Here is a 15,956-nt window from a genome sequence, read left to right on the forward strand (position 1 = left end):
CCCGCTATGCGGATCGGGCTCGCACGCGGGCGCGTTTATGAGCGGGACTTCATGTGAACTTTTTGAATAGACGGACTGCCTTCGTCGTGATCTCGATCCACGCAATGTCATCGAAATGGATCAGGTATCGGCGCCCAAGAAAATCCGACCCGTCTTCCACAGCCGCACCCTTCGTGATCCGAACTTCCGGGATTTTTTCGTCTTCGTGAAAGTCGCACAGATCTGCCGGCGCAAGGTAAGTCGGGCCCAAAGGCTTCTTGATACCCTTTTCGTCTCTACCCCAGAGCCTGAACTGCATATGAGAATGCATCCCGTCAGCATCAGGGCCTGCATCATAGGGCCATCCTCCGGGAATCGCTGCAAATCGAAACATGTCATCTCCATCGTTTTGAGTTCGATGGGGATATGGGTTCACTTTCAGAGGATCAGAAATGATCGCGCCGTCATGGCGCAATCAACATTTGCCGTAAGGGGCGGGCTGTCCGCCCCCCCCTCTTGCCCTTTGGGCAATTCACCCCCCGAGAGTATTTCCTGCAAAAAAAAAGCGATGGGTGGGCTATGGTTTTGGGTCGGGCAAGGTGGGTTGCGGTATGGTGAGCTGCAACACACCGCCCAAAGGCATAAATTTTCGCGGATCGCGCATTTTCCTCTTGCAGGCCGCAAGCGGAGTTTATACATCCCCGGTCATCGGAAGGGACAGAGATTGGACCGGACGGTATGGAGTGCGGGCGTAGCTCAGGGGTAGAGCATAACCTTGCCAAGGTTAGGGTCGTGAGTTCGAATCTCATCGCCCGCTCCATTTTCTCCGAAAGGAGATGTAGACGGGCCGCCTTTTGGCGGCCTTTTGCTTTTCAGGATTGGCGCTGGCCGGTTCGATCGGCATGGCGGCCGGACCTTGGGTGGAGTCAGCGATGGGCGGTGCGGCGATCTGCAGGGCTCGTCATTGGTAGCACGCAATCTTGGGCACCTCTGAGGTGCCGCGTGATTTCCAGAAGATCCGCGACGCGAACCCCGCGGGGCAGAACCCAGCGCAGGGATGAAAACATCTCGAACAACTCTCCGTTCATGAAAACCGGGCTGTCTGTCAGCAGGATCGTCAAAAGCTGCGGGTTGTGAAACTCGGCCGTCAAGACTACCGTCAGCCCGTCACCCCCAAGGGTCGCATCGCCAGCCGGAAACAGCGCTGCGATCAGCAAATCCAGTCCGGACGTGCGCACTGTCGATAGCGCGCGATGAAGAGAGCGCGCATGATCGACATGATGACCATCGGCCCCAAGCGCGGCAACGTAATCAAGCCCACCCGGGCTATCCGTTTCCAAAAAGAGGATGTTCATGGCCGATCCTCGGGTAAACACCCCATCATTGCGCGCTCTAATTCTTAACAAAGTGTGAAGAGGCGAAGGGAAGCCATCTGCGAAATTCCCGACGTTGGCAGCTTAACAATGCCCCCATTGCAACTTATAAGGTGCACGACCAACGGGGAAATCATCATGCGGACCGCCTCTATCAAACGCAAGACGGCTGAAACCGGGATCACTGTTTTGGTGAATCTGGACGGCACCGGAACCTATGACAACCAGACGGGCGTCGGGTTTTTTGATCATATGCTGGACCAGTTGGCCCGCCATTCGCTGATCGACATGACCATCCGCGCCAAGGGCGATCTGCATATCGACGATCACCACACCGTTGAAGATACGGGCATTGCGTTGGGTCAGGCCCTGACCGCCGCCCTGGGCGACAAGCGCGGCATCCGGCGCTATGGGCATTTCAATCTGGCGATGGATGATGCGCAACTGGCCTGCGCGCTGGATCTGTCTGCGCGCCCGTTTTTGGTGTGGAACGTCGATTTTCCCACGGCAAAAATCGGCACGTTCGACACCGAGCTTGTGCGCGAGTTCTTTCAGGCGCTGGCCACGCATGGCGGCATCACGCTGCATGTGGACAAGGTGCATGGTTTCAATAGTCACCATATCGCAGAAGCTGCCTTCAAGGCGGTCGCGCGGGCGCTGCGCATGGCGGTAGAGCCAGACCCGCGGATGGGTGATGTTCTGCCCTCGACCAAGGGTGCGCTGTAACTGCCGCAGAAGGAAAAATAATGCTGACAGTTCTGGTCGATTACGATTCAGGCAACCTGCACTCGGCTGAAAAAGCCTTTCAGCGCATGGCGTTGGAGGTGGGGGCCGGCGAGGTTCTGGTCAGCTCATCCCCCGAGGATGTGGCCCGAGCCGACCGGATTGTTCTGCCGGGCGATGGTGCTTTTCCGGCCTGTCGGCAGGCGCTGGACGGTTATGGCGGGCTGTTCGACGCGATCGAAGAGGCGGTACACGTCAAGGCGCGGCCCTTTCTGGGCATCTGCGTGGGTATGCAGATGATGGCCAGTTGGGGGCGCGAATATCGCGACACACCGGGCTTTGGCTGGGTGCCCGGCGAGGTGGTTAAAATCACCCCCGCGGATCCGGCGCTGAAAGTTCCGCATATGGGTTGGAACGATCTGGTGATTGATCGACCGCACCCATTGCTTGAAGGGATCAACACCGGCGATCATGCCTATTTCGTGCATTCCTACCACTTCCGCGTTGAAAACCCCTCGCATCTGCTGGCCCATGCCGATTACGCTGGCCCGATTACGGCGATCATCGGACGCGACACCATGGTCGGCACCCAGTTTCACCCCGAAAAAAGCCAGGCCACCGGGCTGCGGCTGATCGGCAATTTCCTGCGTTGGCGACCATGAGCGCACCGCGTGCCGTTCTTAGCTGGTCTTCGGGCAAGGACTGCGCCTATGCGCTGCATGTGGCGCGCCGCGACGGGTTGGCCGATGTGGTGGCGCTGCTCTCGACGACCAATGAGGCCTTCGACCGTGTGGCGATGCACGGCACGCGCACCGCGCTGCTACGCGCCCAGGCTGCTGCCGTGGGTCTGCCCCTGATCGAGGTGCCGTTGCCCTGGCCCTGCGCGAACGCAGATTACGAGGCGCGAATGGTCGCCGCAATGTCCGAGGTCCTGGCATTGGGCGTGCGCCACATGGTCTTTGGCGATATCTGCCTGGAAGATGTGCGCGCCTACCGCGAGGAAAAACTGGCCCCCCTGGGGGTAACAGCCCTGTTTCCGCTATGGGGCCGCCCGACCGCCACGCTCGCAAGTGAAATTATCGCCTGCGGCATGGACACACGACTTGTCACCGTTGACCCAAGGCATCTGGACCGCAGTTTTGCGGGGCGTAAATATGACGAAGCTCTGCTGGCGGACCTGCCCGAAAGCGTTGATCCTTGCGGCGAGCGTGGCGAATTTCACACCGCCGTCGTGGCGGGGCCGATGTTTTCGGCCCCGATCCCGGTCCGCACCGGCGAGGTTGTTACCCGCGACGGGTTTATCTTTGCCGATCTGATCCCGCTTTAGCCGTCATTTCAACCGCTGCCAGTTCTGCTTGCTGCACAAAAGCCCACCGGCAATGCACCCCGCCAGCTTCATCTTGTCACCGGACAGGTCGATCTTGCCCAGATAGATCTTGTTGTTGGACGGACGCCAAACCCGGCCCTTGTATTTCCCGCCGCCCTTGGGCGCCATGTCGATAACCAGTTTCTTACCAAGGTTCTCGGATTTGTATTCGCCGCCGTCATTGAAGGTACGCGCAATCACGCCGCAGTAATTGGCCCCGCATGGGGCGATTTTGACATGGGCAAAGGCGCCGTCGTCGGCTTGGGTCTGCCATAGCCCCTCAATCGGGTCGGCAGTGGCAACAGTCCCCACAAAGGCAAACAGCGCCGCAAATGCAAATCGTCTCATCAGTGTCCTCCCTGACATCTGCACCCATCACGCCATGGCCCCCGATTCCCGGCAAGCGTAACGTAGCGTAGCGCCCCCCTCTCCAACACTTTGCAATCGCCCCGAAGCTGTGGCAAGACGCCCCAAACCGAACGGAGAGCGCCATGATCCTTTACCCCGCCATCGACCTGAAAGACGGCCAATGCGTGCGCCTGCTGCATGGCGATATGGAAAAGGCCACCGTTTTCGGTGACGACCCTGCGGCACAGGCGGCCACCTTTGAAGCTGCGGGTTGTGAATGGGTCCACCTCGTCGATCTCAATGGCGCCTTTGCAGGTGCGCCGGTAAACGCCGCCGCGGTCGAGGCCATCCTTGCGCGCCTTCATATCCCCGCGCAGCTCGGCGGCGGTATCCGCGACATGGCCACCATTGAACGCTGGCTCACCAAAGGGCTGGCGCGGGTGATCCTTGGCACCGTCGCCGTTGAAAACCCTGATCTGGTGCAACAAGCGGCCCGCGAATTCCCCGGCAAGGTCGCTGTTGGTATCGACGCGCGTGGCGGGCGCGTGGCAACCAAGGGCTGGGCCACCGAAACCGATGTGATGGTCACCGATCTTGCACGCCGCTTTGAAGACGCCGGCGTCGCCGCAATCATCTACACCGACATCATGCGCGACGGTGCCATGCAAGGCCCCAACATCACCGCCACCGAGGCCCTCGCCCGCGCAGTGACCATCCCGATCATCGCCTCCGGCGGGGTTTCCTCACTGCCGGACCTTATCGCACTGCGTGATACCGGCGTGATCGCCGGGGCCATTTCCGGCCGCGCAATTTATGACGGCGCGCTGGATCTGGCACAGGCCCTGATCGCGCTGAAAACCTGACAGCTTTTCTTTGGTCAAAATACTCCGGGGGTGCGGGGGCCGGCCCCCGCTCCGCCACTGGCCAGAGGCGCCCGCCCGCGCTAAGAACGCACCAAAGGAGCATGCCATGCTGAAAACCCGCATCATCCCCTGCCTCGATGTCGCCGATGGCCGCGTGGTCAAGGGCGTGAACTTCGTCAACCTGATCGACGCGGGCGACCCCGTCGAGGCAGCCCGTGCCTACGATGCCGCCGGCGCGGACGAGCTTTGCTTTCTCGACATCCACGCCACCCATGAAAACCGGGGCACGATGTATGATCTGGTCACCCGCACGGCGGAACAGTGTTTCATGCCACTGACCGTGGGCGGCGGCGTGCGCAGCCACCATAACGTGCGCGCGTTACTGTTGGCCGGGGCTGACAAGGTCAGCTTCAATTCCGCCGCCGTGGCCAACCCTGATGTCGTAGCCGAGGCCGCCGACCGTTTCGGCGCGCAATGCATCGTCGTGGCAATTGACGCAAAAACCGTCAGCCCCGGCAGATGGGAAATTTTTACCCATGGCGGACGCAAATCCACCGGCATTGACGCTGTGGAATTTGCCCGCACCGTCGCCGCCAAAGGTGCGGGCGAGATACTCTTGACCAGCATGGATCGCGACGGCACCCGCGCAGGCTTCAACCTGCCGCTGACCCGCGCGGTATCAGACGCGGTCCCGATCCCGGTGATTGCATCGGGCGGGGTGGGAACATTGGATCACCTTGTCGAAGGGGTTACCAAAGGCGGTGCCTCGGCAGTGCTGGCCGCCTCGATCTTCCATTTTGGCGAATTCACCATCGGCCAGGCCAAGGCCCACATGGCCGCCGCAGGTATCCCCGTGAGGCTGACATGAACGCACTCGACCACCTTGCCGCCACCATCGCCACCCGCAAGAGTGCCGACCCCGATAGTTCCTGGACCGCCAAGCTTTTGGCAAAAGGCCCGGAAAAATGCGCCGAGAAATTCGGTGAGGAATCCATTGAGGCGATTATCGAAGCGGTAAAAGGCGACCGCGCCCGCCTCACATCCGAAGCAGCCGACGTGCTTTACCACCTGCTGGTCATGCTGGCCGCCCGCGATGTGACGCTGGCCGATGTGCTGGGCGAACTTGACCGCCGCGCCGGTACATCCGGTATCGTCGAGAAAGCCAGCCGCGGCTGAATTTTTGACGATCTCCGCCATGGCGCCGCCTCTGAAAAGCCAGGGCAACAAACCAGAACGCGACGACCCGATCCGCAAGCGACCCGATAGGCTCAAAGCCCCGATCCCTTTTGAAGAATAGGGCGTCAGCGCGTGGCCAAGGCATCGCTCAGCACATCATGCAAAAGATCGCCGGGCACATCCGCGCAGACAAAGGCCTTGCCGATGCCGTGCGCAAGGACAAAGCGCATCTGGCCGTCTTGCACCTTCTTATCTTGCGCCATCAACCCGATCAGCGCCTCGGGCCCCGGCAGATCACCGGGAATGTCGGCCAGATCGACCTTGCAACCCATTGCACGCAGATGCGCGCGCACGCGGCTGGGGGCTTCTTGACTGCAAAGACCCATGCGCTGACTTAATTCAAACGCGAGCGCGCAGCCAATCGCCACGCCCTCGCCATGCAGCAAACGGGGTCCGTATCCGGTGGCCTTTTCCAGCGCGTGACAGAATGTGTGCCCCAGATTCAACAGCGCCCGGTCGCCTTCTTCGGTCTCATCGCGCACGACAATTTCCGCCTTCATCTGGACAGACCGCGTTACGGCCCGCAGCCGCAGCGCCGTGTCGCCCGCAGCCATCGCCGGGGCATTCGTCTCTAACCAGTCAAAAAAGGCGGCGTCACCCAAAAGCCCGTATTTAACCACCTCGCCGTAACCCGCCAGAAGGTCGCGGGTGGGCAGCGTGTCCAACAGGTCGATATCGGCCAGCACGAGGCTGGGCTGATGGAACGCACCGATCAGGTTCTTGCCTTGGGGGGCGTTGATCCCGGTCTTGCCGCCAACACTGCTGTCAACCTGCGCCAGAAGCGTGGTGGGGATCTGAACGAACCGGACCCCGCGCCGCAGGACCGCTGCGGCAAAACCCACCAGATCGCCAATCACGCCGCCGCCAAAGGCAATGACAACATCCTTGCGCTCGACCTGCTGTTCAAGCAGCCATTCAACCGCGCGCGAAAACTGCGGCCAGCCCTTGGTGGACTCGCCCGCGGGAAGGGCAAGGCTGACCATGTCGATGTTACCCAAACCCGCGCGCAGCGCCGCCAGATGCAGCGCGCCGACCGTCTCGTCGGTGATGACAGCCACGCGGGGGCGGCGCAGCAATGGCGCAATCTCGGCGCCGGCGGTTGCCAAAAGCCCGGCACCGATCTGCACCTCATAAGACCGCGCGCCCAGATCCACCGCTACCGTTTCACGCATCATCCGTCTGTTCCTTCTTTAGGCTTATCCATCGCCCCGGCCTTTGCAAACACCCCCGGCGTGGCCTGCAGCGCAGCGATAACCTTGTGCGCCATCGCGTCAATCGAAAGGTGGGGCGCGGCCTCGACGATCACCTGCGCACGGGCATAGAGCGGCGCACGGTTGTTCAGCAGCCCCGCCAATGTGCCCTTCGGGTCAGCGGTGCGCAGCAAGGGGCGCGTATTCTTGTGACGCACCCGGTTCCACAACACCTCAAGATCCGCCTTCAGCCAGACCGATACGCCATGCTTGGCAATGATCGCACGGTTCGCCTCGGCCAGAAAGGCGCCGCCACCCGTCGACAAAACCGAAGGTGCCGCCCTCATCAACCGCGCCAGAACCTCTGATTCGCGGGCACGAAAAAACGCCTCGCCGTCGCGGGCGAAAATCTCGGCTACCGACATCTGGGCCGCGCGCACGATCTCTTCGTCAGAATCAAGAAACGGCACCCCCAAAAGACGTGCAATCTGGTTGCCCACGGCGGTTTTCCCGGCCCCCATCATGCCAACCAGCACAATCGGTCGGCACAATTGTAGATGGGTTTGGTCGTCAGACACCGATCTTTACCCTTTGCTGCGATCACATCTCCGGCAGGAGTTTGCGCATTTATCTCATTTTGTCCTGAATGGCGTGATCTTCCCGGAAATGCCATATATAATGCGCCCGAGGAAAACTGGCACGACAAAACAGCTCAAAGAGTAAAAGACCGGGAAAGACAGGCAAATGGGTCGGATCATCAAACTGCTATTCATTCTGGCAATTCTTGGGGCGGTGGGTCTGGCAGGGTATGCCTATCTGGGTGATATGCGCCCGCCAGTCACCGATAGCCATGTTCCGGTAGATCTGAATGTCACTAAATAAGGGCTTTGCCGGGCTGATTGCCTGGGCGTTGTTGTGTGGCACAGCCCACGCACAAGATTGGCAACAAGAAAGGGCCGTGAACGCCCCGATGTCTGCCATAGACTGGCTTTCAACGTCGGTGGTAATGTCGGCGCCGTCGCCTTACACAACGCCCGGGGCCAACCTGGGGGCCGTTCCGGGCGAAGCGCCGGTTTCGCACGGCGCAGGCGTCGAGCCGGTTTCCGTTACCGCCCTGGACCTACCCAACATCGCGGCATTAGGGCTGTTATCAACGGCAAAAACCGGCCTGCCACGCGGGCTTTGGGGTAACACCCCCGAGGTCGATCTTGCCCGTCTGTTGCGCAAGGAGCGCGTTGATACCCTGCCGGCGATCCAGTCGCTTTTGGTCACACTCTTGTTGGCGGAACTGGACCCGCCCCGATTTGCCAGCCCCGATCAAGGCAATACCCTGTTTCTGGCGCGCATCGACCGGTTACTGGATCTGGGTGCACTGGAGCCGGCCTTTGCGCTGCTGCAACAGGCCGGCTCCAACAACCCTGAGCGGTTTCGCCGGCTGTTTGATGTGGCGCTTTTGCTGGGTCAGGAAGACAAGGCCTGCGAAAGCCTGCGCGAAACGCCCAACGTATCGCCCTCGTTTCCGGCGCGGATCTTTTGTCTGGCGCGGGCGGGCGACTGGCCCGCCGCCGCGCTCTCATTTGCCACCGCGCGCAGCCTTGGCCAGATAGACCCGGCAATGGACCCGCTGCTGGAACGGTTCCTGGACCCTGAATTTGCCGAAGACAGCAACGATCTTCCCGCGCCGCTGCACCCCACGCCATTGGTCTTTCGGATGATGGAGGCAATTGGCCAACCCCTGCCGACCACGACACTGCCGGTTGCGTTTTCGCAGGCTGACCTGCGTGCCAATACCGGTTGGAAAACCCGGATCGAGGCCGCCGAACGGCTGGCCAAGATGGGCGCGATTGATCCAAACCAGCTGCTGGGCCTTTATACCGAAACAGCCGCCGCCGCCTCGGGTGGGGTTTGGGACCGGGTTTCGGCCATGGCAGCACTGGATGCGGCCATCGCCGCAGGCTCGGCCAAGACAGTATCAGCCGCCCTGCCCCGTGCCTTTGCCGCCATGGAGGCGGTCGAGCTGGAGGCGCAGTTGGCCGCCCTATACGCCAAGCCATTGGCGCAGATACCTCTTTCGGGAACGCCCGCCCGTATTGCCTTTCGGCTGGGGCTTTTATCGGAAGAGTATGAACCTATTGCCCGCGCCCGCACCCCGCAGGACGCTGATGAGGCTTTGCTGATCGGCGTCGCGAAAGGCAGCACCACGGGGCTTGCCGCGACAGATACACTGGGGATCGCACTGAAGGCGGTATTTGACGCCCCGCCCGCCGCCCCCGAAGCCTACGCCGACCTGCTGCCCGCCGATCGCCTGGGTGAGGCATTGCTGCGCGCTATCGACGATGTGACCGAAGGCGCCAAGGGCGATTATCGCCGCGTCACCGCGGGCCTTTCTTTGCTGCGCCACGTCGGGCTGGAAAGCACCGCCCGCCGCGCCGCACTGGAATTGGTCGTGTTGGAGCGCCGCGGATGATCGGGGCAGAAGGGTCTGAACGCCCGGACACAGCGACCGAACGCTGGATTTCAACCTTTCTGGAGGCTCAGGCAGCCGAGGCCGGGGCCGCGCGCAACACCTTGCTGGCCTATGGCCGCGACCTGCTGGATTTTGCCGCATTTGTGACCCACCGCGGCGAAACCTTTGCCAAAGCCCCGCGCGAAACCATCGAATCCTATCTGATTTCATGCGAGGCGCAGGGGCTGGCCAAGGCAACCCGCGCCCGCCGCCTATCGGCCATCCGCCAGCTTTACCGCTTTGCCTATGACGAGGGTTGGCGCACTGACGACCCGGCAATCCGCATCTGCGGCCCCGGCAAGGACCGGCGGCTACCCAAAACCTTGACCCTGACCGAGGTGGAGGCCCTGCTGGCAGCCGCCCGAAACTCTGGGCGCACGGCCGACGATCGCACCCGCAACACCTGCCTGATGGAGGTGCTATATGCCACGGGGATGCGCGTCAGCGAACTGGTCGGCCTTCCGGTTTCTGCGGCACGCGGCGATCCGCGAATGCTGCTGATCCGCGGCAAGGGCGGCAAGGAACGGATGGTGCCGCTATCCTCACCCGCCCGGGCGGCATTGGGAGAATGGCTGTCGGTGCGCGATGCCGCCGAAGACAAGGCGCGGGCTGCCCGAAAATCCCCGCCGTCCCGGTTCCTGTTTCCCGGCACTGGTGCCGAAGGCCACCTCACGCGGCAAGCGTTTCATGGCTTGCTGAAGGAGCTTTCGGTCGCGGCGGGGATATCTTCGGTACGGGTCACGCCGCATGTGCTGCGCCACGCATTTGCCACGCACCTTCTGGAGGGCGGCGCCGATCTGCGCGCAATCCAGACCCTGCTGGGCCATGCCGATCTGTCGACCACCGAAATCTACACCCATGTGCTGGATGCAAGGCTAAAAGCGCTGGTGCTAGAGCATCACCCGTTGGCGCACCCCGCCCGCTAAGCGCCTTTTCCTTGAATGACGCTCCCCCTCTACGCATAAGTTAACCTGACCAAAGAAACCGATGGAAATGCCCGTGCTGGATACCGCCTTTTGGATGACCGTCGCCGCTATCTTGGCCCTTTTGATGATGTCAGCATTCTTTTCGGGCTCAGAAACCGCATTGACCGCTGCATCCCGCGCCAAGCTGCGATCCCGCGCTGACAAAGGGGATGCAGGCGCCGAAGCCGCATTGAACGTGACCGAAGACAGCGAACGGCTGATCGGAGCGATCCTTTTGGGCAATAACGTGGTCAATATCCTGTCCGCATCTCTTGCGACGGCCATGCTGACCCGGGTCTTTGGCGATAGTGGCGTGGCCCTCGCGACACTGGGGATGACTGTGCTGGTGCTGGTCTTTTCCGAAGTCCTGCCCAAAACCTACGCAATCACCAACCCCGAAAACGCAGCTAGCCGCGTGGCGCGCCCGATCCGCCTGCTGACGTTCGTTCTGGCGCCCATCGTTTCAATCGTTCGGCTGACGGTGCGCGGGCTTTTATGGGTGTTTGGCGTGCGCACCGATCCCAATACCATCATGTTTTCCGTACAGGAAGAAATTGCCGGCGCACTTGCTATCGGTGCCTCCGAAGGTACCGTGCAAAAAGAGGACCGTGACCGGCTGTTGGGGGCGCTTGATCTAGGATCACGCACCGTTGAAGAGATCATGCGCCACCGCAGCCAGATCGAAATGATAGATGCCGACTCCGACCCTGACACGATCTTGTCATCGGTGCTGGCCTCACCGCATACGCGGCTACCGCTTTACAAAGGCGAGCGAGAAAACGTTGTCGGCGTGATCCACTCAAAAGATCTGCTGCGCGCAGTTGAAAAGGTGGTGCGCGGCGAAGATGGCAATCTTGCCTCGGTGCGTGACCTTGATGTGCTGAAAGTGGCAATGAAGGCCTATTTTGTACCCGAAACCACGCCGCTTGACGAACAGATGCGCGAGTTTCTGAAACGGCGCACCCATTTTGCGCTGGTTGTCGACGAATATGGTGACCTCAAGGGCCTGCTCACCCTCGAAGATATCCTGGAGGAGATCGTCGGTGAAATTACCGATGAATTCGACCCGGACGCCCCGGCCCAACTGAACCGCACCGACTCCGGTGACTATCTGGTTGACGGTACGATGACGATCCGCGACCTGAACCGAATGATGGATTGGCAATTGCCCGATGACGAGGCCAATACCATCGCCGGTCTGGTGATTCACGAAGCGCAGCTTATCCCGACGGAAGGGCAGGTCTTTTCATTCCATGGTTTTCGTTTTGAAGTGATGAATCGCAAGGAAAATCGACTGACCAAGCTAAAAATCCGGCCACTCTGACGGCTTTTTTTTGGCCCAAAATACTCCCGCCGGAGGCTCCAACGGTAACCATCGGAGCCTCCGGCGGGAGTATTTTGGGCCAAAAAAAAGCAATTAGACGAAGGCGTCCGGCACGGCAGCTTTTTTTCGGGCAACATAGTCAGAAAGGGCTTCGGCAAGGCCGGGGTCGAGATCCGGGGCCTGATAGTCGCCCAGCATCTTTTTAACACGCACCCCAGCAAGGGCTACGGTATCGCGCGCGCCCTCTTCTTCCCAAGTTTCAAAGGGTTTATAGTCCAGCAGATCAGTCCGCCAGAACGCATTTTTGAAATTGGCCTGGGTATGGTCGCAGCCTAGAAAATGGCCACCGGGTCCGACTTCGCGCAGTGCGTCCATGGCCTGGCCGTTCGCGCTCATGTCGATGCCTGCGGCAAGGCGGTGCATTACGCCCAGTTGATCGGCATCCATGATATATTTCTCATAAGATGACACAAGCCCACCTTCCAGCCAGCCGCAGGCATGGAGCATGAAATTCACCCCTGACAGAAGTCCGATATTCAGGCTATTGGCGGATTCGTAGGCGGCTTGCGCATCCGGCAGCTTTGAGCCGCAAAACGCCCCGGCCGAGCGGTAGGGCAAACCCAGACGTCGTGCCAGTTGCCCCGCGCCAAGGGTGATCTGCGCGGCCTCCGGGGTGCCAAAGGTGGGCGCGCCTGAATTCATGTCGATCGAGGTGACAAAAGCGCCAAAGATCACCGGGGCGCCTGGTCGGATCAGCTGTGAGTAGGCCACACCCGCAAGCACTTCGGCCAGCACCTGGGTCAGCGTTCCGGCTACTGTTACCGGTGCCATTGCCCCCCCAACGATAAACGGCGAGATGATACAGGCCTGATTCGCGGACGCATAAACCTCAAGCGCGTCCATCATGATCGGATCGAAGGTCAGCGGCGAATTGATATTGATCAGTGAGGTCATCACCGTGTTTTGGTCGACAAAATCCGCGCCAAACAAGATCTTTGACATCTCGACACTGTCAACACAACGCGAGCGTTCCGTGACCGAGCCCATATAAGGTTTATCGGCAAGTGTCATGTGTGCGTGCAGCATATCAAGGTGGCGCTTGTTAACCGCGACATCGGTCGGCTCACAGACGGTACCGCCCGAGTGGTGCAACCATTTCGACATCTGCCCCAGCTTTACGAAATTTCGGAAATCTTCGATAGTCGCATAACGCCGCCCCCCTTCGGCATCGCGTACGAACGGGGGGCCATAGACCGGGGCCAGCACCAGCCCCTTGCCACCGATCACAACATTGCGGTCAGGGTTGCGGGCGTGTTGGGTGAACATGGCGGGTGCGGTCGCACAAAGCTTGCGCGCAAGGCCCTTGGGCAGACGCACACGTTCGCCTTTCACATCGGCCCCCGCCTCGCGCCAGCGCGCGAGTGCGGCCGGGTTGTCAACAAAACTGACGCCGATTTCTTCCAGAACAGTTTCGGCATTGGCCTCGATAATCGCCAGCGCCTCTTCATTCAGGATATCGAGATTGGGAATGTTTCGTTCGATAAAACGGGTAAATTCCTGCCGCACTGCGGTGCGTTCTGCACGTCGGGCAGCCCCTCCGCCACCGCCACGCGATCTACGCCCTACGCCCGCCGTGTCATTCATCCCGTGTTCCTCCGTCAAAGTCGCTGACTTGGCTTTTACCCCGGAGTGGCGCTCTGTTACGCGCGGATTGCGACATCAGGGGTAAAGAAGCGACCGACCATTGCGGAAGAGGCGCTGCTTTGCCGGCTTGGCGGTCTGCGTCTCACCGGCGTGGTGCGGGTTTGAAGGCGTGTCGGGCGTACCTTACGGGCTGCTGGAAAGGGCCTGCCGTGGCCTCATTCGGGTTGATGCCTGATGCCGGAGCTACCGCCCTGTGGGTGAAGGTGCCATTGCGTACGGGTCGCAGGTGGGCCGAAAGGCGGCCCAAGCCCTCGTTGACCAGTGAGCGCGGCAGGCCGAATGGGGCAGTGCAAAAGTCAACTCCGCCGCCGGGTCGCTCAGTTCACCACACGACCCTGGTCTTCGGCCAGAGCCGAGGGCTGGCAATCTTTTGCCGCACCCAGAATCCAGCGCAGAAATGCCTTGTGCAGCGCCGAATGTTCTCGATCGGAAGGCGACACTATATAAAAGGCATCGCCGGTTTGCAGCCATCTGTCGCCAACTTGGACCAGACGCCCTGTCGCCAACAGATCCTCGGTCACATGCGCCCAGCCCAAAGCTGCCCCCTGCCCCAAAAGCGCGGCATCAACCGCCGAATGATAATCGGAAAACACCATATCCGAGTTTAGATCCTCACCCGGCAAACCAACACCGTGCAACCACTCGGCCCAGGTGGTGCGTTTGCGTTTTGGTTCGACGGTATGCAGCAACGTCAGCGCCCCAAACCCTTCTGACGCAAAACGTTCCGCGTTCCGGGCCAGATACTCTGGCGTGGCCACGGCACAGATACGTTCGGGCACCAAAAGCCAACTGTCGAACCCATCCCATTCGCCCTTGCCCAGACGCGAAGAAAAATCATAGTCGGTTACGCGCGGATCCAGATATTCGCTGATGCTTTCGTCAATGCTAAGCGACATCTGCGGGTACAGGCTTTTCAGCGCGGGTAGCTTTGGCAGCAGCCACAAGGCCACGAAGCTTGAGGAAAAGCTTAGCTTGACCGGCGCTGCACCGCGCGGCTTGGCAAAGCTTGCAACAACCCGATCCAACCGCGCCAGGATAGCGGCGCATTCCGAACAAAAGATTTGCCCCTCTGGCGTTACCGACAACCCGCGGTGTTTTCGGTCAAACAGTCGAACACCGATCCCCGCCTCAACGGTTTTGACCGATTTGCTGACAGCAGGTTGCGAAATGCCCAGTTCTCGCGCCGCTTCGGTAAAGCTTAGGTGTCTGGCCACCGCGTCGATGACGTAAATATTGGAGAGGGACGGCAGGGCGCGGCGTAATTTTTGCATAACTCAGGGTTATCACCGCATGAAAATTATACAAGGTCACAAAGCAAAATGTTTCTCCTAGCGTCTTGGCAGAACGCAAGACCGAAAAGGGGGCCCAACATGAAGCCGCACGCAAAAGTCGTTGTTGTCGGGGGGGGCTGTGTGGGGGCCGCAATCCTTTATGGAATGACAAAGCACGGCTGCACAGACGTGGTGATGATCGAACGCCGCCAGTTGACGGCCGGGTCAACATGGCATGCTGCCGGCCTTCTGGTGACCTTTGTGCGGTCAACCAACATCAGCCGGATGACGCAGGAAACAATCAATATCTACAAGGATGTAGAAAAGGAACTGGGGTCATCCATCGGTCTGAACCTGGTTGGCCAGTTGCGCGTGGCCAATACCCGCGAACGGATGGACGAATTTCTCAGCTATATCGGCATTGCCGAAGCCGCCGGAATCGAGGCCGAAATCCTGACCCCCGGGCAGGTGCGGGAAAAACACCCGCTTTTGAACCCGAACGAAAATATCAAGGGCGGTATTTTCCATCCTCATGATGGCTATGTGAACCCCTCGGATGTGACCATGGGCATGGCTAGGCTGGCGCGGGATCGTGGCGCGGTCATCTATCAGGAAACCGAAGCGCAGGCCTATGAAAAGCTTGCCGGTGGCGGCTGGAAGGTTGTCACTAACAAGGGAGAGATCACCTGCGATCATCTGATCTTTGCAACTGGCAATTACGCGCGGGAGAATGCGAAACGGGTCGGTCTGGATCTGCCGTGCGTGCCGATCCTGCACCAATACTGGACCACCGAACCGCTGCCCGATCTTGTGGCACGCCGCAAGGCTGGCTTGCCGCAATATCCGATCCTGCGTGACGAAGATTATGGCGCCTATCTGCGCGAAGACGTGGGCGGGCTGCAATTTGGCCCCTATGAGATGGAAAAAGACCTGAAACTATGGGCGGTTGATGGGGTGCCAAAGGACTTTGGCATGGATCTTATGCCCGAGGATTTCGAGGCGGTTGAAACCCAGTGGGAAAAGGCGTTGGAGCGCGTGCCGGCACTGGGCACGGTCGGGATCAAATCCAACACCCGCGGCCCGATCCAGATGACGCCGGATGAGCTGC

General features: G+C 60.3%; 18 protein-coding genes and 1 tRNA gene. 12 read left to right on the forward strand and 7 right to left on the reverse strand.

Going from position 1 to position 15,956, the window contains the following annotated elements; translation table 11 throughout:
• Nucleotides 1-49: 49 nt before the first annotated feature.
• Nucleotides 50-373, reverse strand: a complete 324-nt coding sequence (locus ACM62R_RS01445) for a hypothetical protein (protein ID WP_415182289.1) — start codon at nt 371-373, stop codon at nt 50-52.
• 351 nt (nt 374-724) lie between these two features.
• Here ACM62R_RS01445 and ACM62R_RS01450 point away from each other — a divergent pair.
• Nucleotides 725-799, forward strand: a tRNA-Gly gene (locus ACM62R_RS01450).
• 106 nt (nt 800-905) lie between these two features.
• Here ACM62R_RS01450 and ACM62R_RS01455 read toward each other — a convergent pair.
• The gene (locus ACM62R_RS01455) at nt 906-1,334 is read right to left on the reverse strand and encodes a hypothetical protein (RefSeq protein WP_415182290.1); all 429 of its coding nucleotides are present in this window, start codon (nt 1,332-1,334) and stop codon (nt 906-908) included.
• Between the two features lie 156 nt (nt 1,335-1,490).
• On the opposite strand from ACM62R_RS01455, the gene hisB reads away from it, so the two are divergent.
• Genes hisB through ACM62R_RS01470 form a run of 3 tightly spaced genes read left to right on the forward strand, consistent with a single transcriptional unit; the run spans nt 1,491 to nt 3,402 of the window.
• Nucleotides 1,491-2,078, forward strand: coding sequence for an imidazoleglycerol-phosphate dehydratase HisB (gene hisB, locus ACM62R_RS01460; RefSeq protein ID WP_415182291.1), 588 nt, complete (start codon nt 1,491-1,493; stop codon nt 2,076-2,078).
• A gap of 20 nt (nt 2,079-2,098) precedes the next feature.
• The gene (gene hisH / locus ACM62R_RS01465) at nt 2,099-2,737 is read left to right on the forward strand and encodes an imidazole glycerol phosphate synthase subunit HisH (protein ID WP_415182292.1); all 639 of its coding nucleotides are present in this window, start codon (nt 2,099-2,101) and stop codon (nt 2,735-2,737) included.
• The gene (locus ACM62R_RS01470) at nt 2,734-3,402 is read left to right on the forward strand and encodes an ATP-binding protein (RefSeq protein ID WP_415182293.1); all 669 of its coding nucleotides are present in this window, start codon (nt 2,734-2,736) and stop codon (nt 3,400-3,402) included. The genes hisH and ACM62R_RS01470 overlap by 4 nt, the downstream gene beginning before the upstream one ends.
• A 3-nt stretch (nt 3,403-3,405) precedes the next feature.
• Here the strand turns inward: ACM62R_RS01470 and ACM62R_RS01475 are convergent, their stop codons facing one another.
• On the reverse strand, nt 3,406-3,789 hold the full coding sequence (locus ACM62R_RS01475; protein WP_415182294.1) for a DUF2147 domain-containing protein: 384 nt from the start codon (nt 3,787-3,789) through the stop codon (nt 3,406-3,408).
• A 143-nt stretch (nt 3,790-3,932) separates the two neighbouring features.
• Here ACM62R_RS01475 and hisA point away from each other — a divergent pair, with 143 nt between their 5' ends.
• The 3 genes from hisA (at nt 3,933) to ACM62R_RS01490 (ending at nt 5,828) form a co-directional block, all read left to right on the forward strand.
• Complete coding sequence (gene hisA / locus ACM62R_RS01480) at nt 3,933-4,652, forward strand: 1-(5-phosphoribosyl)-5-[(5-phosphoribosylamino)methylideneamino]imidazole-4-carboxamide isomerase (RefSeq protein WP_415182295.1); 720 nt, start codon at nt 3,933-3,935, stop codon at nt 4,650-4,652.
• Between the two features lie 106 nt (nt 4,653-4,758).
• The gene (gene hisF, locus ACM62R_RS01485; RefSeq protein ID WP_415182296.1) at nt 4,759-5,520 is read left to right on the forward strand and encodes an imidazole glycerol phosphate synthase subunit HisF; all 762 of its coding nucleotides are present in this window, start codon (nt 4,759-4,761) and stop codon (nt 5,518-5,520) included.
• Nucleotides 5,517-5,828, forward strand: a complete 312-nt coding sequence (locus tag ACM62R_RS01490) for a phosphoribosyl-ATP diphosphatase (protein ID WP_415182297.1) — start codon at nt 5,517-5,519, stop codon at nt 5,826-5,828. Before hisF ends, ACM62R_RS01490 begins: the two co-directional genes overlap by 4 nt.
• A gap of 125 nt (nt 5,829-5,953) precedes the next feature.
• Here the strand turns inward: ACM62R_RS01490 and aroB are convergent, their stop codons facing one another.
• Both aroB and ACM62R_RS01500 read right to left on the reverse strand, forming a co-directional pair.
• A complete protein-coding gene (aroB, locus tag ACM62R_RS01495) occupies nt 5,954-7,060 on the reverse strand; it encodes a 3-dehydroquinate synthase (protein WP_415182306.1) in 1,107 nt (368 codons plus the stop codon).
• On the reverse strand, nt 7,060-7,656 hold the full coding sequence (locus ACM62R_RS01500) for a shikimate kinase (RefSeq protein ID WP_415182298.1): 597 nt from the start codon (nt 7,654-7,656) through the stop codon (nt 7,060-7,062). The genes aroB and ACM62R_RS01500 overlap by 1 nt, the downstream gene beginning before the upstream one ends.
• A 166-nt stretch (nt 7,657-7,822) precedes the next feature.
• Here ACM62R_RS01500 and ACM62R_RS01505 point away from each other — a divergent pair, with 166 nt between their 5' ends.
• The 4 genes from ACM62R_RS01505 to ACM62R_RS01520 all read left to right on the forward strand — a co-directional run bounded on the left by ACM62R_RS01505 (nt 7,823) and on the right by ACM62R_RS01520 (nt 11,873).
• Nucleotides 7,823-7,960 (forward strand): hypothetical protein, encoded by a 138-nt coding sequence (locus tag ACM62R_RS01505; RefSeq protein ID WP_415182299.1) that lies wholly within the window; start codon nt 7,823-7,825, stop codon nt 7,958-7,960.
• Entirely contained in the window at nt 7,947-9,545 is a 1,599-nt protein-coding gene (locus tag ACM62R_RS01510) for a hypothetical protein (RefSeq protein WP_415182300.1), read from the forward strand. The genes ACM62R_RS01505 and ACM62R_RS01510 overlap by 14 nt, the downstream gene beginning before the upstream one ends.
• The gene (locus ACM62R_RS01515) at nt 9,542-10,510 is read left to right on the forward strand and encodes a tyrosine recombinase (protein ID WP_415182301.1); all 969 of its coding nucleotides are present in this window, start codon (nt 9,542-9,544) and stop codon (nt 10,508-10,510) included. Before ACM62R_RS01510 ends, ACM62R_RS01515 begins: the two co-directional genes overlap by 4 nt.
• Nucleotides 10,511-10,571: 61 nt before the next feature.
• Entirely contained in the window at nt 10,572-11,873 is a 1,302-nt protein-coding gene (locus ACM62R_RS01520; protein ID WP_415182302.1) for an HlyC/CorC family transporter, read from the forward strand.
• A gap of 93 nt (nt 11,874-11,966) precedes the next feature.
• Here ACM62R_RS01520 and ACM62R_RS01525 read toward each other — a convergent pair whose 3' ends face one another.
• Nucleotides 11,967-13,517 (reverse strand): trimethylamine methyltransferase family protein, encoded by a 1,551-nt coding sequence (locus tag ACM62R_RS01525; protein ID WP_415182303.1) that lies wholly within the window; start codon nt 13,515-13,517, stop codon nt 11,967-11,969.
• Nucleotides 13,518-13,894: 377 nt separating this feature from the next.
• Nucleotides 13,895-14,848: a LysR substrate-binding domain-containing protein gene (locus ACM62R_RS01530; RefSeq protein ID WP_415182304.1), complete on the reverse strand. Its 954-nt coding sequence runs from the start codon at nt 14,846-14,848 to the stop codon at nt 13,895-13,897.
• A gap of 99 nt (nt 14,849-14,947) precedes the next feature.
• Between ACM62R_RS01530 and ACM62R_RS01535 the strand changes: the two genes are divergently transcribed.
• Nucleotides 14,948-15,956: NAD(P)/FAD-dependent oxidoreductase (locus tag ACM62R_RS01535; RefSeq protein WP_415182305.1), on the forward strand; the 1,009-nt coding region annotated here is incomplete at its 3' end.

Source organism: Phaeovulum sp., from assembly GCF_047638075.1.
Lineage (GTDB): Bacteria > Pseudomonadota > Alphaproteobacteria > Rhodobacterales > Rhodobacteraceae > UBA6197.

Excerpts from the sequence above, each read along its gene's own strand:
- ACM62R_RS01520 (WP_415182302.1), top strand. The coding sequence starts at position 10,572 with ATGGAAATGCCCGTGCTGGATACCGCCTTTTGGATGACCGTCGCCGCT.
- ACM62R_RS01470 (WP_415182293.1), top strand. The coding sequence starts at position 2,734 with ATGAGCGCACCGCGTGCCGTTCTTAGCTGGTCTTCGGGCAAGGACTGC.
- ACM62R_RS01445 (WP_415182289.1), bottom strand. The coding sequence starts at position 373 with ATGTTTCGATTTGCAGCGATTCCCGGAGGATGGCCCTATGATGCAGGC.
- ACM62R_RS01530 (WP_415182304.1), bottom strand. The coding sequence starts at position 14,848 with ATGCAAAAATTACGCCGCGCCCTGCCGTCCCTCTCCAATATTTACGTC.
- ACM62R_RS01510 (WP_415182300.1), top strand. The coding sequence starts at position 7,947 with ATGTCACTAAATAAGGGCTTTGCCGGGCTGATTGCCTGGGCGTTGTTG.
- ACM62R_RS01505 (WP_415182299.1), top strand. The coding sequence starts at position 7,823 with ATGGGTCGGATCATCAAACTGCTATTCATTCTGGCAATTCTTGGGGCG.
- aroB (WP_415182306.1), bottom strand. The coding sequence starts at position 7,060 with ATGCGTGAAACGGTAGCGGTGGATCTGGGCGCGCGGTCTTATGAGGTG.
- hisB (WP_415182291.1), top strand. The coding sequence starts at position 1,491 with ATGCGGACCGCCTCTATCAAACGCAAGACGGCTGAAACCGGGATCACT.
- ACM62R_RS01490 (WP_415182297.1), top strand. The coding sequence starts at position 5,517 with ATGAACGCACTCGACCACCTTGCCGCCACCATCGCCACCCGCAAGAGT.
- hisH (WP_415182292.1), top strand. The coding sequence starts at position 2,099 with ATGCTGACAGTTCTGGTCGATTACGATTCAGGCAACCTGCACTCGGCT.
- ACM62R_RS01455 (WP_415182290.1), bottom strand. The coding sequence starts at position 1,334 with ATGAACATCCTCTTTTTGGAAACGGATAGCCCGGGTGGGCTTGATTAC.
- ACM62R_RS01475 (WP_415182294.1), bottom strand. The coding sequence starts at position 3,789 with ATGAGACGATTTGCATTTGCGGCGCTGTTTGCCTTTGTGGGGACTGTT.
- hisF (WP_415182296.1), top strand. The coding sequence starts at position 4,759 with ATGCTGAAAACCCGCATCATCCCCTGCCTCGATGTCGCCGATGGCCGC.
- ACM62R_RS01525 (WP_415182303.1), bottom strand. The coding sequence starts at position 13,517 with ATGAATGACACGGCGGGCGTAGGGCGTAGATCGCGTGGCGGTGGCGGA.
- hisA (WP_415182295.1), top strand. The coding sequence starts at position 3,933 with ATGATCCTTTACCCCGCCATCGACCTGAAAGACGGCCAATGCGTGCGC.
- ACM62R_RS01515 (WP_415182301.1), top strand. The coding sequence starts at position 9,542 with ATGATCGGGGCAGAAGGGTCTGAACGCCCGGACACAGCGACCGAACGC.